Here is a 15,927-nt window from a genome sequence, read left to right on the forward strand (position 1 = left end):
GTGAAGAAGAACAAAGGGTGTGCAGGAGTCGACAAGCTCGACATCAACGCCACTATCTCAAGACTTCGACAGGCATCAAACGGGCAGTTCGCTGGGGATTGGATAATGGCTTGTGCGATTTTAGGGGGGAGGTGAGGGTCATAGTTCAGTATCTGCACTACTCAGTGTGGTGTACTCATTCTTAAAGCCGTACTGTCAACTGGCTATGGCCGTAGGCGGTTTTGCGGGAGGCAAGAGGTAGGGGTCACATTGCAAATCCTGAACGCAGCCCTGAGTTCTAATCGATCGTGAAAAAGCGATATTTATAGTGGGAACGCATGTGCGGGTAGTGCGACCCCACTATAAATAAATCAATCGCTGTGCTCACAACGCCGTATGTCAAAATACTTCAACACTGCCACTCTTTACTAGACGATGAACGTCAGTTCGGTTTCAGTGATTTTCACTTTAAGATTCTTCCAAGAGTTGTCAGCTAAGGTCTTCTCAATCGTGCCTAAAGGGAGGTGTTCGCCAAAATCGTCGCCACCTGCGATGTCCCTTGAATTATCCCACCACTCATCATCATCCAACTTAGGATCACACCCGTTGGCATATTGAATGTTGTTCTCAAAGTCATTGTTTTTTTGACTGCCAACGGTTTGACCAATGTACAAGCCTTGGTCTTTGGCAAGGAAAAACTGGGTTTTATTGTGCTTCTTACAGAATTGGACAAGTTCTTCCACTTGCTGACGAGTAAAGATTGCGATTCCCATAATGAGTCCCTTTTTTTGTGGATGTCCTATCAAACTACGCGAGCAAATTGGGGGGAGCAAATCAGCACCAGGCGGAAACGGGGGGAGAAATGAACCGAGCAGAAATTATGTGGGGAAACAGTTGGCACCATAAATAGCCTTATTCATTCGTATTGCCATTAAATCAACTTCGTTAATTATCTCTCCCCCGTTTCATTCACTATCCATTGTCATGATTGCCCTGCCAGCCAGTTCGGGGGGAGTGGCATTCAGCTCTCCCTATGATGGGCCATACCTTATGTACCCACATCACTTGGAGATTGACGATGATTAACTCTATCCAAACCGATATCCAAAAGTTCGCTGAAACAAGCAGCATGGAACTCTATCTCTCACTGGCATTATCGACTAGCCATCTTACGAAAGATGACTCCGAACGCTTGAGCGTTTTGGTTCAACAACACAGTAACACCCACACACACGTTCTAGAGCGAGAGTATGGCTACTTTATTAAGCTGCAAGCCGCTGACCCCGATGACTCAATGAGCAGTGAAGGTCTAACCCTCAATACGATGGATGGTATGAGTGACACATTTAATCAAATCATGGCTTGGGCAACGTCCAACCACATCGGCTTAATTGAATTCGACCGAGACGCCAATCAAATCCCTTTGTTTGAGACTTTCGATTGGTAACTGCGGGTACGTTTAACCGCTTGTTCACTGCCAATTCGTTTCATTCCACATCCAGTATCACAACCAACACTAAGGTGATGACCATGACAGACACAATTCAAATGCAAGATATCGACGCGACTCCACAGACCCAAGATCTATTAACGCTCGGTGAGCTTAAGGAATTCATCGACCAGTCACTGGCGAACGGGAGTACAGAGGAATCCATTGTTTACAACACTGGCATTCAAGGTGTTTCAGTGAGGCTCAATGACGCTGGTGGTCTGTGTCTCGACGAATACGGGTATGAGCCCGAATAAAGCCGAGGTGATTTATGAGCATTATTTTGTTTAGCAGCATTAGTCATGGGGTCTTGCGTACCTCATTGTCGAAACAGAGCTACCGAAGTCGTGCAATTTACATGAGCATCGATGGCAAGCCACCTCGGTTTGTCATCAATCACAACGTGTCGTTGGACAACGGTCGTGTCATCCCTATCGATAACCTTGAAGCTGTGAAGCGAATGACTCAACAGTTAGTCGAGACACAAGGGAGGTTCTTCGCGATACATGGCCAGTTCGATGATCCGTTTGCACTGTTAGCGTATATGGATAAGTACCAACTTAGTTTCTCTGAAGATTCCAGACACCTCAAGGTGTCGGTGTCGAGTGAAGGGTTTACCGACATTCGTGGCAACTTAGAGCAGCAGTCTTGTGCATTCAGTTTTCGTTTTTATTGCGATGATGCGCTTGGAGAGTGGCTAGACATGGCGCTGTGCGTTGACCCAAATACGATGAAATATTGGGAGAGAACCGCATGAGTAAGGATCTGAAGAAGCAATTGAATAATGTCATTGAAAGTATGCGGTATCAATTTGGGACCCATTCATTTCTCGATATGTTCATCGACTATTGGTGTTTCTTACATACCGAGATGTACCCACCGAGCGAGACGGTTATTGAACAGTTGTCCGTCCCTGATATCCAGAAGGATTGTCAGCTGATGACGCACTTGATATGCAAGTTGGCCATAGAAGAAGGCGAGACGGATGTTCTTGGGGACTTGTTATCCAAATACTCCAGCTTGGCGCACACCAACGATTTTTTCCCAACACCAATCGCGCTGGCAAAGCTCTTAGCTGGCTTGAATCGCGCAGGTATGAATGAAGATAGTGGGGCAATATCGTTATATGAACCTTGTGTGGGTTCTGGGGCTGTCACCCTGTCGTTCATCGAAAATGAATACTTTGATCACCTCGACAAATCGAGCCCTTTGGACCACTTAACGGTGTGTGTCGAAGAGATATCTGAACTGTTATGCAAGGCATTTTTAATTCAATTGCTTTTGAAGTTACAGCATCTTGAGTATGTAGGGGAAAACCTGCGCTTCCGGCCAGCGTCGTCATTCAGCAGATCGATGTCATTTCAAGAAAACAAAGAAAGGTCTGTTTTAATATGGAATCACCGGAGGGTTAGAAAGAAACCATGTATATGACATGAAATCGGGTAGGGACAGGCAAAGAAAAAGCCCAAATATCGGTGAGATGTTTGGGCTTTTACGCGTTCAGTTAATGCAGCGTGACCAATTGGTTAGATTCCGTTGGCGCGTATTTCATTAACCAATTTTTATAAATGAAGTAAGAAGAAACGGTCGACACATATTCGTCGTTCTTTGACGCCCATTCTTGATACGTTAAGTTTAAAGAAGCGGTTTTCTTTGCCGCACAATACTCTGCTTTCAAAAAGGATTTCAACGACTCAAAACTGAAATCGAGGATCTGATAATGTTCCAAAAACATAATGATGTTTTCATCAAATGTTTCAAATGGATTCGATGTGGTGTTTAACTCGTGCGTATGATGTAGTTGCATAATATTAACTTAGTATTCTTATCTTTAGTTAAACCAAACTTTCGAATGGCTATAAATGTTTAGGAAATGCGTAGACGTACACTCCTTTACTTTTGATATATCTACTGTTTGCAACGTTTGACGTAGTTAGTTTTTTCTTTTCTTAAAACCTTCGGTAAAACAAGGCTTTAAAACAACCACATTCGCTATAAAAATGTGAGTGCTCTTATTATTATTTTTGTTATCAAATTATAGCATTTTTTAGTTTTTGGACTTGTTGCTACTGTCGTACAGTGTCCGTCCATGTAAAACAGTATGCAGATGAGTGTGGTACAATATGTCAATTAACGGAAAGAATTTTAAGACTTAGTATAAAATTTTGAATAAAGGTAACAATATACTAAACCATTAAAGTTTCCGTTAACTCGAAACAAAACCATTCTATCAATTATTAACGCCTTGCTAAGTGGCAAATGATAATGCACTCAATTGCATTAATATCTGTTTACCAAGATCCCCTGAATTCTTCAACAAAATTTGGTATGTTTTGGATTGATTCTCATAATGGAGACTTTATTACATTTTCATTTGGAATCTTCATTCAAGTAAATTGTGCAACGGTGAAATCTAATGAGTCATGTTTCATGGCTTTTTGACTTGAACGGGTTTCTATTTTACCCCCCGTTTACCCACTGAACCCTTTTGAACTATCGGACGATTCAACTATCGGGGGGATACGAAGAAACGGACTTACATAATACTCCCATCCCCACAATGAGAGAGATGATTATGGAACGTTTAAATGTTATGGATTCAGTTGTAGCATCATTAAAAGACGGTGAGGCAACGTTCATTATGACGGCAAGCCCAAAGGGTGAAGAGTATGTGTACTCCGTTGGCGTGTCGGTCAGTACAGATAACGCATTCGAGATCGCCATTACCGGCTTAAGTCCAGAACAAATGCACTTCTTCGGAAACCATTTTGCTCAACACATCAAAGAACGCGTGATTGAGTTAGATGAACCTATCACTTATGTTGAAGAGGTATTCAATGTGCCGGTTGCATTGGTTAAAGTATCTCAAGAGCATATGCATGATGGTACGTTCACCGTTGCTGAAACCACGCTGGACATGACCGACAAGCAAATTCCGATGTTTCAACTGGTTTTACCCGACCCAAATGGCCGCTTTCCGTGGCAAGAGCACGTCGACTCAAAATGGAAAAAGTATCAAAGCATCTTCTTTGATGTGCAACAGATCGAAAACTTATACAACTAGATAGAAGAACATCCATTTCTCCATATTACGACTGTTATTTGACCAAGGATGGACAATTTCAACCCATGAATAGCTATGTATTTCCATGCAGTAAACGGGCGGGATCTTACTTTATTCAGATCCCGACTGTTTGGTCTGAAAAGGCCACTGACAGTGAGTATTTCTCTACCTCTCGTTATCAATCCCCTAAAGCAGTGCAGAAACATACGTTAAAGCGCAACTCGCGTATATTTATGGCGACATGCGAGCTGCATTAATTCTCGCGTACCCACGATGGGTAAAGAAGCTTAAGTATGGGTGCCAAGTGTCAGTGAGAGAAACACAACGAGTCAGTAGAGGAAAGCCATACCCAGTATTCGACGTATCTTGGACTGAGTTTACATCTGATGAATTTGGAGTAAGGACGTCGAAGCGGAAGAGAACATCACGGTCTTATAATGTCGAGAATAAAGCAGAAGTTGCACACAACGTAACTTTATTTGTGGCCAGTCTTCGCGCAGAGACAACGGCCAGTGTCCTACACCACTCGGCTCTGAACTTTGAATACGACCTGAGTGAGTTAACGCGCTCTTAGATTAACGAAGATAGGGGATGGGTATTTACATGCGCTGACGATGAACAGTCTCATCAGATCATGGTTATTGCTCATCTCGGTTATCGTCTACGCAAAAGAACCCTGCTCTTAACTGCGAACACGCTTCCAAGAAAGATTCTGTCTCTTGTCGACTGACATTGTAATCCAGTCTATGGAGTGCCTTGAAGTGGATCTCGCTAATCACATCACAATGCTTAAGAACCCAATCGGGTAACTTGTATTTAATCGAACGCTTCATCGTACTAATACCACCACCCTTTGCGCCGAGTTCTTTCATGCGACTTTCTAGGTATTTACCTTCTGCAACAATCGCAAGAATCCGATCATTGAGTGTGTCAATTGGGTACTCAGGCGGTGAGGCATTCGGCTGGTGGTTTGATGATTGGCACTGAGCGCTACATAAAAGCTCATCTTCTGCTTGGCCTTCTAAATAGCGCTGCAGCTCCACTTCAGGAGAAAAATCCACGATTTGCTTATGATGCTCAGTTAAGTCACCGCTAATGATCCCTCTTGACGCATAGAGGTGCGTCAATTTATCCGCTACCTTCTTGCAGCATTCAGCGTCAAATTTATTGGTTTCATGCTCAGAACATGACATTTTGTGGAAAATCGCATTTACTTCGTCGCGAACATCATTACCGTTAGGTGTAGGAAGCAGATGCGTCAAATTGAGTTCATCAGTGCTTGCTTTGTTGTCACGTCCCTGTTTTTTGTTACTCATAAGCCACCTAACTGCAATAAGATTGGAGTGATAATTTTCTCATAGTTTTGAATATAGTAATTAAGGGATCTGCTATTGGCAAATAGGCATCTTTAATAAACGTCTTACCGGATCATGTGCATAATCCCGTGTAATGAAAGGGCTTACAGCTATCTAATGAGTGAATGCTTTTGTTTATAGAAATATCAATGGCTTATGCAATTGCTCTAGCCAAGTTGATAATTTCATTGACTCAAATCATTCGTTGTTTGAATCCGGTCACATTTATTGGCACAAGATCAATCTTTGTAGCATTTGCCATTGCGAATAAAAGAAACACAACATACATCACACCCTTCGATTACGTGCTTGTTGGTACTCCACGAACTGAAACGCATCCAGTATATGAAGATACTTCAGTTACCCTGCTCAAATATTATTCAACAATAACATTTTATGTTATCGCATACAGGGGTAGGCTCCTTTGCCATCACTCCACCACCTGCGTGAATATTGTCTTTGAACGACATTGAAAGCACGCTCTTCGCAATCATGTCATCCATTTCACTTGATATTCAGGGAGAGTGACATCACAGAAGCAATCCTGATGTCACTTTCCCTGACAAGTGCCAGCTTTTAACCAGCATGACGTCTATTTCAATTCCAGCTCGGTATCTGCACGCAGCTTGATGGCGGTTTTAACCAGAACTTCTGCCCAAAAGTCCGAGCTCAGAATCTTCATCATGCTGAATTTAGCTTTGGTGTAGTTCTGTATGTCCGTGACTTGGTATTCATCTCTTAGTCCTTCACGGATCTCGAAATGCGTTTTCACTTCGTCTGCAAAGCCTATATCGACAGCTTCAGCCCCGGTCCAGATGTAACCGGTAAAGATGTCCGGGTTATCCGTCATCAATTTCTCGCCTCTACCTTCAATCAAGGCATCTTTAAATTCTTCGAACAGCGGCTGGAGGACATGCGTCTCAATGTGCTTTGTTGCTTCTGGGTTTTCAGGTAAAAATGGGTCCAAAAGCGCTTTGTTTCTACCCGCCGTGTACGTTCGTCTTTGAACTTGAACTTGTTCAATGAGTTTGTCGAACCCCCATGTATCCATTCGTACCCCGACACTGCCAATCAATGAATTTCTATGTGCATACACCTTGTCAGCGGAAGAGCTGATGTATAAACACGCAGAAGCACACATTTCTCCTATCGAAAAATAGACCGGCTTATTTGTCGTTTCTCTCATGGACATTAAGGTGCGATGTAAAATCTCTGCCTGCACGGGACTCCCACCAGGTGAATTGGCTTCGATTAAAATCGCGTGCGCGAGAGGGTCTTTCATTGCTTTCCTGATGCTTTCTGAAAGTATGGTGCCGTCAGCGGTAGGGCTGCCTCTTTCTACCGCTCCCTCTAATTGGATTAAGGCGATATGTGGCACTGGCATATTGAAGTAATGGCTTCTATATATGGTTTGACCAACGGCAAACAGTACACCAAAGACAATGAAACCAACCTTAATCCGATTTAGGTTGTGAATAGACCGGTATCGCTGCGTAAACTCTTTGAGGTTTTCTCTCAATGACTTTGGTTCTTGATTCTTCTTTTTAAATATCCGCATGTTATTGATTACCTATGTCTGTTTAAAAGCGTTGGAATTCACGCATGATCGTGGTGGTTAATAGGATGCATAAACCAATGAAAAATAGGGGTAAATATCGCCAGAATCCGCCATCAATGATGGGGACAACAAGGAAGACCCATAGTGAAAAGAGAATGATGAATATCATGCGAAAGGCCAGTGCCGCTATTTTCACGTTGTGCTGTGTAAAGGCGTAGATTCGCTTACGATATTCGTAGTAAGAATCACTCATGAACGCGAAGATAAGCACCCCGCCTAAAAGAAGCCATTCCATGAGTACGTTCAGTCGAAGTATGCTGCGATACCACCACATCTTTGTGTTATCCACCAGCCGCTCTGATATGCCTGCAATAAAGACCCCGGACCCATTTGTTTTTTCAGGTTTGATATAAAATCTATCAATGACATTGGAGATGCCCGTATCGACCATCGTCGTCTGGTATTGACCGTTTACACGGTCGAACACTATTTCTGATTGCTCTTCGGTCATTGTCGACTGAACAATGGACACCTCATCGATGACGTCGGCTCTAAATTGCTCCGCTGACATACCAAACCAGCAATACAACAAAGAAAATAACCAGATCATAAACCCCAGTCTTACCCACGGGTTTAGTATCGAGACACCATCACCGAGTAGGGCTTTGTTACCTTCGTCGATAAAAGATTGGGTATCATGCGCCATGAGCAGCCTCCAATATCTTTTCAGGTTTGAGTAACAGGTCTAACAAATTCACCGAGCGAGGATCTTCGAAGGCGTAGGGTGCGATACCCATTGTATTGAGTTCAGGACGACCGAAGAGTTGAGGGAGCAGTAACAGGCTCAGTTGGCGACAATGTTTCTCGCTCTCTGAGGTTAGTTTTCTGTCAATGACTTCCATGCAACATACGCGGCTGGACGTAGCAAAGTCTGAAAATGAACAGCGAATCGGGTCCCAGATTAGGTCGCAGCCTGCCTTTGTGTCTTCTGATGTGACCATGACTTTGAACAGTTCTGAGGTTCGGTCAAACACTTTCAAAAAGATGTGCTTGAAGGCGACTTCCTTGCCGTGTGTTTCATAATGCTCATCCCATGTATCGGCCATCTCTCGCAATACCACGTCAAGTAAGAGTTCTTCTTCTCCTTCATTGAAAGAAGCTGGCACAACGTCACCGAATAACCTCACTACTCGCATTTGAACCTCACCAAGAGACGGCCAAATAAACGCTTGATAATTCAATCGCTCGCTCAACTCTTTATCGATCGTTCGATTCAGATAAACGCTGGCAGTAATTTTTTTGAATTTGGTCGATACTTTCATAATATTTCCTTAACGTGGCTCTACAGGCAGGCGGAGTAGGGTTTTATTTCCATTTGAGAAGCTGCATATAGCTTGTAAATTGGGTAAGGCCGATACCATGAACGGTGGAAATAAACTGCGCTCTTCTGATGACTCACGTACACCAGAACCTGAATTGAATGAAGAGACGGAATCTTGTGTTGAGGCGCTGTTTGAAATCATCTTTTGATGCTTTCTTAGATCGGCAGCCCCCATCTTTTCTGATACATATTCACGAGTTACTTTGCCTTCACATCGCATGGCGATGGTATTGGCACACAGCTCGGTTATCCTATCGGCGGTCGCTTGCGAGGTTTTTTCTACGATGTCGGGCATGGACTGGGTACTTAAGTACAGTTCGTATTTGGATTGACGACCGACGGCGAGTAAATTCAGGATTGGATCATTAAGCGCGTTATGGGCTTCATCAACCATAAAGCAAACCTCTGGCTCTTCTCCTGTACCAAAGTTATAACGTTCAGCTGACGATGCCGCTGCAGCTGCCGACACAAGCTTCGATAAGGTGCCTGAAATCACTGGGTCTGTTAAACCGTCTGTGGCGCAGTACAGCACTCCACCTGTGTTTGATAACTCGCGTAAATTAACGACGTTCGGTTGGTTGTCCGACAAATTATTTAAATCAGGGGACAACAAAGTATCTAGAGGCGCCGAACAAAGTTGTTCCAGAATTGCATTCAATGAGCCAGTTTTGGTGCTCACTTCAGATGACTTTTTATGGAAGGCGTCAATGATCCCTGAAAGTTGAGAGCAAGGTTTGTCTTTGGCCATGACATCGGAATAATACATGATCATATTTTCAAGCCAGTCTTGCGAGCCCATGGCCTTGATGCGACCGTTCATTTGGGCTTTCCAGTCCACACCTATTTCTTGACTGAAGTACGTTTCACACGTTTTCTCTACCAGACGAACTAGACCTTCACGCAGGTAGTAATGAAGGGTACGAAGTGTGAGTCGTTCACCGATGTATTCCGCTGCCTGAGTAATTTGGTTTACACGTTCCCAACAGAATTGTTTAAATACTTCCCCAGAAGAGCCGCCCGTTGGAATACATTCAACGACACGGGTTGCCAGTTCCGATGTTCGGTTATAGTTGGCTAGGCAATCAACAACGACAGACTCTGATGGCCGTGCGGGGGCAAAATAGTAGAACTGGTCCCCTTTACCCTGACGAACCATCTCTGCTTTCAACCCATTTCGCATTTCCGGCGTATTTTTTGGGTCGATGATGATGAGCAAGCATTTTCGCTTTGACCACAGTTTGTTTAATGCGATTAACTTTAACAACGTTGTTTTGCCAGAGCCCGGAACGCCGTAGATGATTGTGTGTGCGCGGCCTACATCATAATGCACAGTCACAGCTTTCTCGTTGCCCAAGGCCATGAGGAATGGCTCCCCACCTAATGCTTCGTTCAGATCAGGGTTATAGGGGATAAACTTCCTTAAATATAAAGGCACTTTTTGGTCGCGGCGTGCAGAAGGGAGGGCGTTGATTTTATACATATTGATGGCGTGCTCAGGCCCCCAATTAAAGCCGGTCCCTAAGTACATGCGGTCTTTGTATTTTTCTGCCTTCTTTCGAGTGTCTTCCAAAGACTCTATATCCAGTTTGTTTGAACACAATCGAGCTTGCATCTTTAGAATTGGCCATGCTTCAGAAGATCGTTTTGCGGCCATGACAAAGCTGGTGGCCATACCTAGCCCTGTCAGCATCACCGTATCGGGAGCCGGTGTCTCAGTGAATAGGTTGTACAATGCTTGATATCCACCAGCGACACTGAAAAAAGCACCCGAAGCCAGCCATGCGCGAGCTTGTTGTATCTCAAACACTTCACGGAAGTAGTCTTGAATATCGTCATACAGGGGTTTTGTCTTTGACTTAAACATCAGAAGCGACTCCATTAGCAATTAAGTTCAATTCTTTGGCGAGGTTTGAATCTAAAATTAACTTCTCTTGCTCGCTGTTAATGGTGAGCTTTCCTGCAAAGAAATCGAGGTTATCCATACGCTCCGGCCTACCATAGTCATTGAAATTTTTAATTTGATCTAAGAACAGCTTTTCGCCCACACCGAACAGCTCTGCGAAGGCTTTGACGCAACTGCTGTCCAACTTGATGTGCTCTGTCGCGTCAATGCCCAATACTTTCCCTGGCTCTATGTCATCTCCGAAGCGGTCAAAAAAGGCCGTTGTATTTATTTCCATGTTGGTCATCTCTACAAGACAAAGAACCCACGTTTTGTGCGCGTAGATCGCATTTCTTGAGCTGTAGCTGACAATGGAATCACCATCGGTCCTACCATTGGATAGCGCCCATGCCATCACATAACACAAGGTTCTTAGGTCTTTATCAGACACATTTTTTAAAGCGGAAGCTCTTTGCGGTGCTTTCTGTGTTTGGGACTTACGCCCTTTAGCTGCGGTGGCTAGAGGTTTGGACGACGGTGCCTGAACCGGTTTGTCGTCAGCTGCGTTGATGTTCATGCCATCCCATACACTAGGTGCCGCATTGTTTTCTTCCACCGACTGATTTGTTTCATTTTCGAACACGATTGTTGGCCCCCTTGTCTTTGACGGTGAGTTTGCCTTTGTGGTGTTCGTCTTAGTCGCTGCTTTTTTCGTTGCTGGCTTTTTCGTTGCTTGTGGTTTGGGTGCTGGTTTCTGCGCAGGTACGTTGTTTTGAGCAGGTGTCGCTGTTGCTGGCTTCCCATCGTTGCTCGTGTTGGCCGGTGCTGGTGCATTGATCTGCTGCGGGGTCGTTGTCGGTGATTGATTTTCAGCAGCTTGCATGAGTTCTTCAGGTGGTTTTGGTAGCCCCGGCAAATTCAACGAACGAGCCTTATTACGATTCACTTGGGAGCCTTGCTCTGGGTCCAAGTTATAAAGGGTCTGAAATGGGTTATCTTTTGGCTCGGTATAATCCAAGCTGCCTTTGGCGTCGATTGTTAAGCGTTCGCCCATGCTAGAAAATTCGATGTAACAGTCTTTAAGGTTAGGTGGGCGTAATTCACCTTCGAAGACCAAATCTGGATAACTGATACGAACGATATCAACTTGTCGCATCTTCCCTTGCTTCGCTGTAAATGTGAGCCTCACAAAGTCTGACTCTTCGTGCATCGGCTCCACAATACCTAGCTCTTCCATCTCCTGAACCACAATACCAATGTTGGATTCAATTCTGGCTAGGTGACCCGAGTTGCTAGAATTGGCGTTCATGTGGCTGATGATGTCTTGCACGCCATTTCGGTAATCGAGATATACCTCCCCATCAATGACATACATGCGAGCACCGATTTCATTGACTTTGTTCCAACGGTTTTTTCGTAAATCACGGATGGCCGAGATAATGCCGTGACTCTTACCGGCTTTACGCTGTCCGATGAGTTTGTGGAATTGGGTTCTACGATCTCGTTCGGCACTGAGCGCATCGGCACGGCGCAATGGTTTCTCGATATACCCTTCCTTACGGGCATAATTCTGCAGCGCGTCAATGATTGGTCCTGAAAGGTTATCGTTAGATTGATATAACCAGCGCTTTGCTGTGTCACTCAGAACTCTGTCTAATAACAGCACTGACAGCTTCTCATGGTAATGATTAGCACGGCGTGGATTCCAGCTAACGGTGTAGCGGTCAATACCGTATTTTTCACTGAATTCGTAAATGGTTTCAATTTGTGGGTTCCAGGTAGTATCCAGCTCTTTCCCCGAAACCCTCATGTCAGAAATGACTTTCCCTGCATCATGCAACAAACCTGTTAACCATGCGGCAAAGCGCCATCGCGGTTCTCGTAGCATCTCCTCATCTTGGAATCCGATAGCCAAAGGCCGAGAGCCCTTCGACATTCTTAAGGTCATTAAGGCAACATCTAATGAATGACGAAGTAGGCCGCCAACTTCATTGTGATGATGGTACTCACTAGCAGGCAGTAGGTGGAAAAATGAAATCACAGAACGGATCGCGTGCATGTACGTGTTCATAAAGCATGGAGTCAGGTTTTTATCTGTACCTTCGAGCATGCCTACGGCAAGGAAGGTTTCCTTAATAATGCCTCTATAAGCGAATAAAATGTCCCCCTTCGTTAAGACAGGGACACCATCTGGCGTCGGCGGGTATTTGATCATGCTTGCGACTTCTTTCTGCAAGCGTGTGATCTCCTGCTGCTGCTTCAAAATAGTTTCACTGGCGAACTCCTCATGCAGCTCACCAGTTTTCAAGCGCAATTTCTCTTTTACGATAATTGCACTTTGAGTTAATTTTGATCTGACGCCATCAAACATTCGCATTAAGCTGATTCCTGTAGTGACTCATCGGATTTTTGAGTTATTACGGTTTGAATTTCTTCCGCACTCAGTGGGTCTTCGTCTTCGCCTAATATCTCAGCGCCACCAGCATGAATATCCACCGGTTCTGCTTCTTGCTCAGTTTCAGCTTCATTCAATGGAGCCGACACGTTATCTGGCTGCTCATCGGTGACCTCTTTAACCACCTCTACTGGTTTCAACTTTTGATTGATTTGTTGATTAACGCGTTGGTGTGTTGTGCCGCGACCAGTGTCTAGCGAGCGAAGTTGGTTGGTAATACGGAACACGTCGTTAGAGAAGCGCGACATCGTAGAAGCGAGTTTGATTTTCGCGTACTTGTAACGTTCTTCGTCGACATCGCCTACCATCCAAAGTACTTCCATGACCGCCATCGAGTTGTCGAACTTTCGAATGACCTGCAACACACGTTGGAAGACAGGGTGGGTCACATCGATGACGACTTTGTGGTTATCTGGTACTTCGATTTCAGGAAAAGGTACATTGCGATTTTGTTTGCGGTATTTACGCTTCACTGCATCAGCCTGTCTTGCAAACTCACCTTGACCTTCTTCCAAATGTTCAAAGTTGGTTTCAAAGATAGACACTACCGCATCACGGTTTTCATCGTTGTCTTCGGTGGACTCGTACAGCGTCGCAATTCGTTGTGTTGCGCCAACCAATTGACCGCCTTTTTGACCTAAGTAGCGGTACATTGTCTCGCTTCGACACACGATTGAAACGGGGATGTGGCGTCGCATTTGCTTAAATTCAGCCATGGTGATTCTCCTTAGAGATTGATGAGTTCTGGGTAATGGTCAGCGATGACCTTTTCTAGCTCGCCTATTTTTCGGTTGTATTCCCTGCTTAGTGGGAGCCCTCTATCTGCAATGAAAATGCTGAGTAATACGCGTCGTTCCTCTCGAAGCGTTTTATAGCGCTCCCTTAATCCGAGGTAACGTCGTGTGGGTGGACTGATGATTTTCTTAAATGCTAGGAACAGCTTTAATTCCCAATCCCTCATGTATTTTTTACATTGTGATTTGGAAAAAGGGTGGGTCAGCACTTTGTAGGGAATCTTGTTCTCTGACTTGTTCTCGTACTTCGTCGCGAACTTAGGAATTTCATAGTATTTCTCTGAATTCGGAATCTTCTTATCGGGATCAAAGTGATACGCCTTCTTTTTTGTTGTTTTGTTTAAGCGGCTCATGTCACGCATTCGAAGTTCAAAACACATCACCATCTCCCAACCGTCTCTGTCTTTGGTGTAATACTTAGTCCCAATCAGTACATGGCCTGTATTGGCGAACGTGCTTCTACGGTTGTAAGAATTGTCTTTGATAATTACATGGTTCTGTTCGAGCTGAGGTTTTCGGTAATACTTGTCAGCCAAGTCTTCCATTTCGGCTATAAGTTCACCGGCTTCGGCATAGACCGCCTTCAGTTCCATTGCATTACGTTTTAGGTTCTTGGTGATCAAACCCAATTTTAAATCTGCATGGATATCGTCTTTTTTAACCTGAACATCAGCCTCAATGTCCTCAGTAAGAACATCAAGTTCGTCTGTTTGAACGTCAAGGACATCCGCCTGTTCATGCATAAACCCTGTCTCCTTCCCAAATGGGGTATTGGTTGATACTGCATGAAATAAATCGACGTTTTTTCAAATAAGGGACGAATTTTCGCTAATAGATTTCAGAATTGCTTTCCGAATAGGGCAGGTCTGCGGGTGTTTACGTTGGTATGAACAATGGTTCAATCATGAAAGTCGTATCCACGAATTTGAATTTGTTCAGCCTAACACTTTGTCTCGCTATGACAGGGAAGGGGGACTAGACATGACCAGCGTTCGTGGAATTCAGCTGGTGACCAACGATTCGAGCTCGTGCAGTCGCTCAACTCAATTTCTCTGAATGACATTGGAACTAATGACTTTCCACCAGCTCCTCGGCTGGGAACCGGCGGATGACCAGCACCCAAGAATTTCTTCCGGCGCAGATGTCGATTCCCATGTCTTGCACTGACACGGGATGATGTGTCCCGGCACCAGCGCCGGTTTATCACCCGAGAACCTGCTGGTCGTGATTATCACCAGGGCCTCGCTGGAAACAAATATCCAAGCTCAATATCTCTGACCGACACTGAATGTTATGACCCGGCACCGGCTCCTCGGCTGGGAACCGGGCGATGGGACTCGGCGGATGACCAGTACCCAGGCGCTCGCTCCGGCGTAAGTATCATTTCCCCATGTCTCGCACTGACACGGGATGTTATGACGCAGCACCAGCGTCGGTTTATCACCCGATTACCTGCTGGAGATGAATGCACGGACCGGGGCTCGCTGGTAACTAATATCCAAGTTCAATATCTCTGACCGACACTGGACGTTATGACCTGCCACCAGCTCCCTGCCTTGGAAACGGCCGATGACTAGTACCCAGGCGCTCGCTCTGGCGTGGGAATTAATCCCGCATGTCTCGCACTGACACGGGATGGCATGACGCGGCACCAGCGCCGGTCTTTTAACCGAGAATCCGCTGGTCATCGTGAGTTGAGAATCCGTCAAAGACAATTGGCTTGAACACCATTTTCTAGATTGTTTAGTAATTAATTCATATTCATTGTCACCCCGAGAAATTGAACCGTCTCGGGCAACGACTCAATCTTGGGTAGTACCGTTCGGCTTGAGATGATTTTTGGAAATTTATATTTATTTTTTTTGTTTTTAAGAAGGGCTGTACCGCTCAGGATTCCATTTCAATGTCTTGGTTAGACTCTTTACGGTTAGCCAGTGGTCATTGATTCACTCTCGGGCAGGGTCAATTCT

General features: G+C 44.8%; 15 protein-coding genes and 1 pseudogene. 6 read left to right on the plus strand and 10 right to left on the minus strand.

All coding sequences use genetic code 11. The features are described from left to right. Positions 1–87, plus strand: a pseudogene (locus AB4507_RS19295) (RNA-directed DNA polymerase); the annotation flags it as partial. Positions 88–407: 320 nt separating this feature from the next. On the opposite strand, the gene AB4507_RS19300 reads toward AB4507_RS19295, so the two are convergent. Further along, positions 408–752, minus strand: a complete 345-nt coding sequence (locus AB4507_RS19300; RefSeq protein ID WP_136987140.1) for a DUF3085 domain-containing protein — start codon at positions 750–752, stop codon at positions 408–410. 305 nt (positions 753–1,057) lie between these two features. Here AB4507_RS19300 and AB4507_RS19305 point away from each other — a divergent pair, with 305 nt between their 5' ends. The 4 genes from AB4507_RS19305 to AB4507_RS19320 all read left to right on the plus strand — a co-directional run bounded on the left by AB4507_RS19305 (position 1,058) and on the right by AB4507_RS19320 (position 2,899). Next, on the plus strand, positions 1,058–1,426 hold the full coding sequence (locus AB4507_RS19305) for a hypothetical protein (protein ID WP_136987139.1): 369 nt from the start codon (positions 1,058–1,060) through the stop codon (positions 1,424–1,426). A gap of 83 nt (positions 1,427–1,509) precedes the next feature. Continuing rightward, the gene (locus AB4507_RS19310) at positions 1,510–1,725 is read left to right on the plus strand and encodes a hypothetical protein (protein WP_136987138.1); all 216 of its coding nucleotides are present in this window, start codon (positions 1,510–1,512) and stop codon (positions 1,723–1,725) included. A gap of 14 nt (positions 1,726–1,739) precedes the next feature. Further along, positions 1,740–2,225: a hypothetical protein gene (locus AB4507_RS19315; RefSeq protein ID WP_136987137.1), complete on the plus strand. Its 486-nt coding sequence runs from the start codon at positions 1,740–1,742 to the stop codon at positions 2,223–2,225. Then, entirely contained in the window at positions 2,222–2,899 is a 678-nt protein-coding gene (locus tag AB4507_RS19320; RefSeq protein WP_372183142.1) for a hypothetical protein, read from the plus strand. Before AB4507_RS19315 ends, AB4507_RS19320 begins: the two co-directional genes overlap by 4 nt. A 73-nt stretch (positions 2,900–2,972) precedes the next feature. Here the strand turns inward: AB4507_RS19320 and AB4507_RS19325 are convergent, their stop codons facing one another. Beyond that, the gene (locus tag AB4507_RS19325) at positions 2,973–3,275 is read right to left on the minus strand and encodes a hypothetical protein (protein ID WP_102305682.1); all 303 of its coding nucleotides are present in this window, start codon (positions 3,273–3,275) and stop codon (positions 2,973–2,975) included. A gap of 768 nt (positions 3,276–4,043) precedes the next feature. Between AB4507_RS19325 and AB4507_RS19330 the strand changes: the two genes are divergently transcribed. Beyond that, on the plus strand, positions 4,044–4,532 hold the full coding sequence (locus AB4507_RS19330) for a DUF4262 domain-containing protein (RefSeq protein WP_162299039.1): 489 nt from the start codon (positions 4,044–4,046) through the stop codon (positions 4,530–4,532). Between the two features lie 638 nt (positions 4,533–5,170). Here the strand turns inward: AB4507_RS19330 and AB4507_RS19335 are convergent. From AB4507_RS19335 to AB4507_RS19370, 8 genes are all read right to left on the minus strand, one after another. After that, positions 5,171–5,848 (minus strand): hypothetical protein, encoded by a 678-nt coding sequence (locus AB4507_RS19335; protein ID WP_154723884.1) that lies wholly within the window; start codon positions 5,846–5,848, stop codon positions 5,171–5,173. Positions 5,849–6,479: 631 nt separating this feature from the next. After that, positions 6,480–7,445 (minus strand): S49 family peptidase, encoded by a 966-nt coding sequence (locus AB4507_RS19340; RefSeq protein WP_154723885.1) that lies wholly within the window; start codon positions 7,443–7,445, stop codon positions 6,480–6,482. A 22-nt stretch (positions 7,446–7,467) separates the two neighbouring features. Next, positions 7,468–8,151, minus strand: coding sequence for a DUF4400 domain-containing protein (locus tag AB4507_RS19345; protein WP_372183143.1), 684 nt, complete (start codon positions 8,149–8,151; stop codon positions 7,468–7,470). Beyond that, positions 8,141–8,767, minus strand: a complete 627-nt coding sequence (locus AB4507_RS19350) for a hypothetical protein (RefSeq protein ID WP_086715022.1) — start codon at positions 8,765–8,767, stop codon at positions 8,141–8,143. Before AB4507_RS19350 ends, AB4507_RS19345 begins: the two co-directional genes overlap by 11 nt. A gap of 9 nt (positions 8,768–8,776) precedes the next feature. Then, positions 8,777–10,690, minus strand: a complete 1,914-nt coding sequence (gene traD / locus AB4507_RS19355; RefSeq protein WP_162299038.1) for a conjugative transfer system coupling protein TraD — start codon at positions 10,688–10,690, stop codon at positions 8,777–8,779. Further along, positions 10,683–13,085, minus strand: coding sequence for a MobH family relaxase (gene mobH / locus AB4507_RS19360; protein WP_372128045.1), 2,403 nt, complete (start codon positions 13,083–13,085; stop codon positions 10,683–10,685). Before mobH ends, traD begins: the two co-directional genes overlap by 8 nt. Continuing rightward, positions 13,085–13,879, minus strand: coding sequence for a hypothetical protein (locus AB4507_RS19365; protein WP_372183145.1), 795 nt, complete (start codon positions 13,877–13,879; stop codon positions 13,085–13,087). The genes mobH and AB4507_RS19365 overlap by 1 nt, the downstream gene beginning before the upstream one ends. A gap of 11 nt (positions 13,880–13,890) precedes the next feature. Then, positions 13,891–14,700: a hypothetical protein gene (locus AB4507_RS19370; RefSeq protein WP_136987112.1), complete on the minus strand. Its 810-nt coding sequence runs from the start codon at positions 14,698–14,700 to the stop codon at positions 13,891–13,893. Positions 14,701–15,927 lie beyond the last annotated feature (1,227 nt).

It is taken from the genome of Vibrio sp. 10N.222.54.A3 (assembly GCF_041474095.1).
In the GTDB taxonomy this organism is placed as follows: Bacteria; Pseudomonadota; Gammaproteobacteria; order Enterobacterales; family Vibrionaceae; genus Vibrio; species Vibrio crassostreae_C.

Bases quoted from the DNA above. Each gene is read 5' to 3' on its own strand.
- AB4507_RS19300 (WP_136987140.1), bottom strand. From the start codon at position 752: ATGGGAATCGCAATCTTTACTCGTCAGCAAGTGGAAGAACTTGTCCAA.
- AB4507_RS19305 (WP_136987139.1), top strand. From the start codon at position 1,058: ATGATTAACTCTATCCAAACCGATATCCAAAAGTTCGCTGAAACAAGC.
- AB4507_RS19310 (WP_136987138.1), top strand. From the start codon at position 1,510: ATGACAGACACAATTCAAATGCAAGATATCGACGCGACTCCACAGACC.
- AB4507_RS19315 (WP_136987137.1), top strand. From the start codon at position 1,740: ATGAGCATTATTTTGTTTAGCAGCATTAGTCATGGGGTCTTGCGTACC.
- AB4507_RS19320 (WP_372183142.1), top strand. From the start codon at position 2,222: ATGAGTAAGGATCTGAAGAAGCAATTGAATAATGTCATTGAAAGTATG.
- AB4507_RS19325 (WP_102305682.1), bottom strand. From the start codon at position 3,275: ATGCAACTACATCATACGCACGAGTTAAACACCACATCGAATCCATTT.
- AB4507_RS19330 (WP_162299039.1), top strand. From the start codon at position 4,044: ATGGAACGTTTAAATGTTATGGATTCAGTTGTAGCATCATTAAAAGAC.
- AB4507_RS19335 (WP_154723884.1), bottom strand. From the start codon at position 5,848: ATGAGTAACAAAAAACAGGGACGTGACAACAAAGCAAGCACTGATGAA.
- AB4507_RS19340 (WP_154723885.1), bottom strand. From the start codon at position 7,445: ATGCGGATATTTAAAAAGAAGAATCAAGAACCAAAGTCATTGAGAGAA.
- AB4507_RS19345 (WP_372183143.1), bottom strand. From the start codon at position 8,151: ATGGCGCATGATACCCAATCTTTTATCGACGAAGGTAACAAAGCCCTA.
- AB4507_RS19350 (WP_086715022.1), bottom strand. From the start codon at position 8,767: ATGAAAGTATCGACCAAATTCAAAAAAATTACTGCCAGCGTTTATCTG.
- traD (WP_162299038.1), bottom strand. From the start codon at position 10,690: ATGTTTAAGTCAAAGACAAAACCCCTGTATGACGATATTCAAGACTAC.
- mobH (WP_372128045.1), bottom strand. From the start codon at position 13,085: ATGCGAATGTTTGATGGCGTCAGATCAAAATTAACTCAAAGTGCAATT.
- AB4507_RS19365 (WP_372183145.1), bottom strand. From the start codon at position 13,879: ATGGCTGAATTTAAGCAAATGCGACGCCACATCCCCGTTTCAATCGTG.
- AB4507_RS19370 (WP_136987112.1), bottom strand. From the start codon at position 14,700: ATGCATGAACAGGCGGATGTCCTTGACGTTCAAACAGACGAACTTGAT.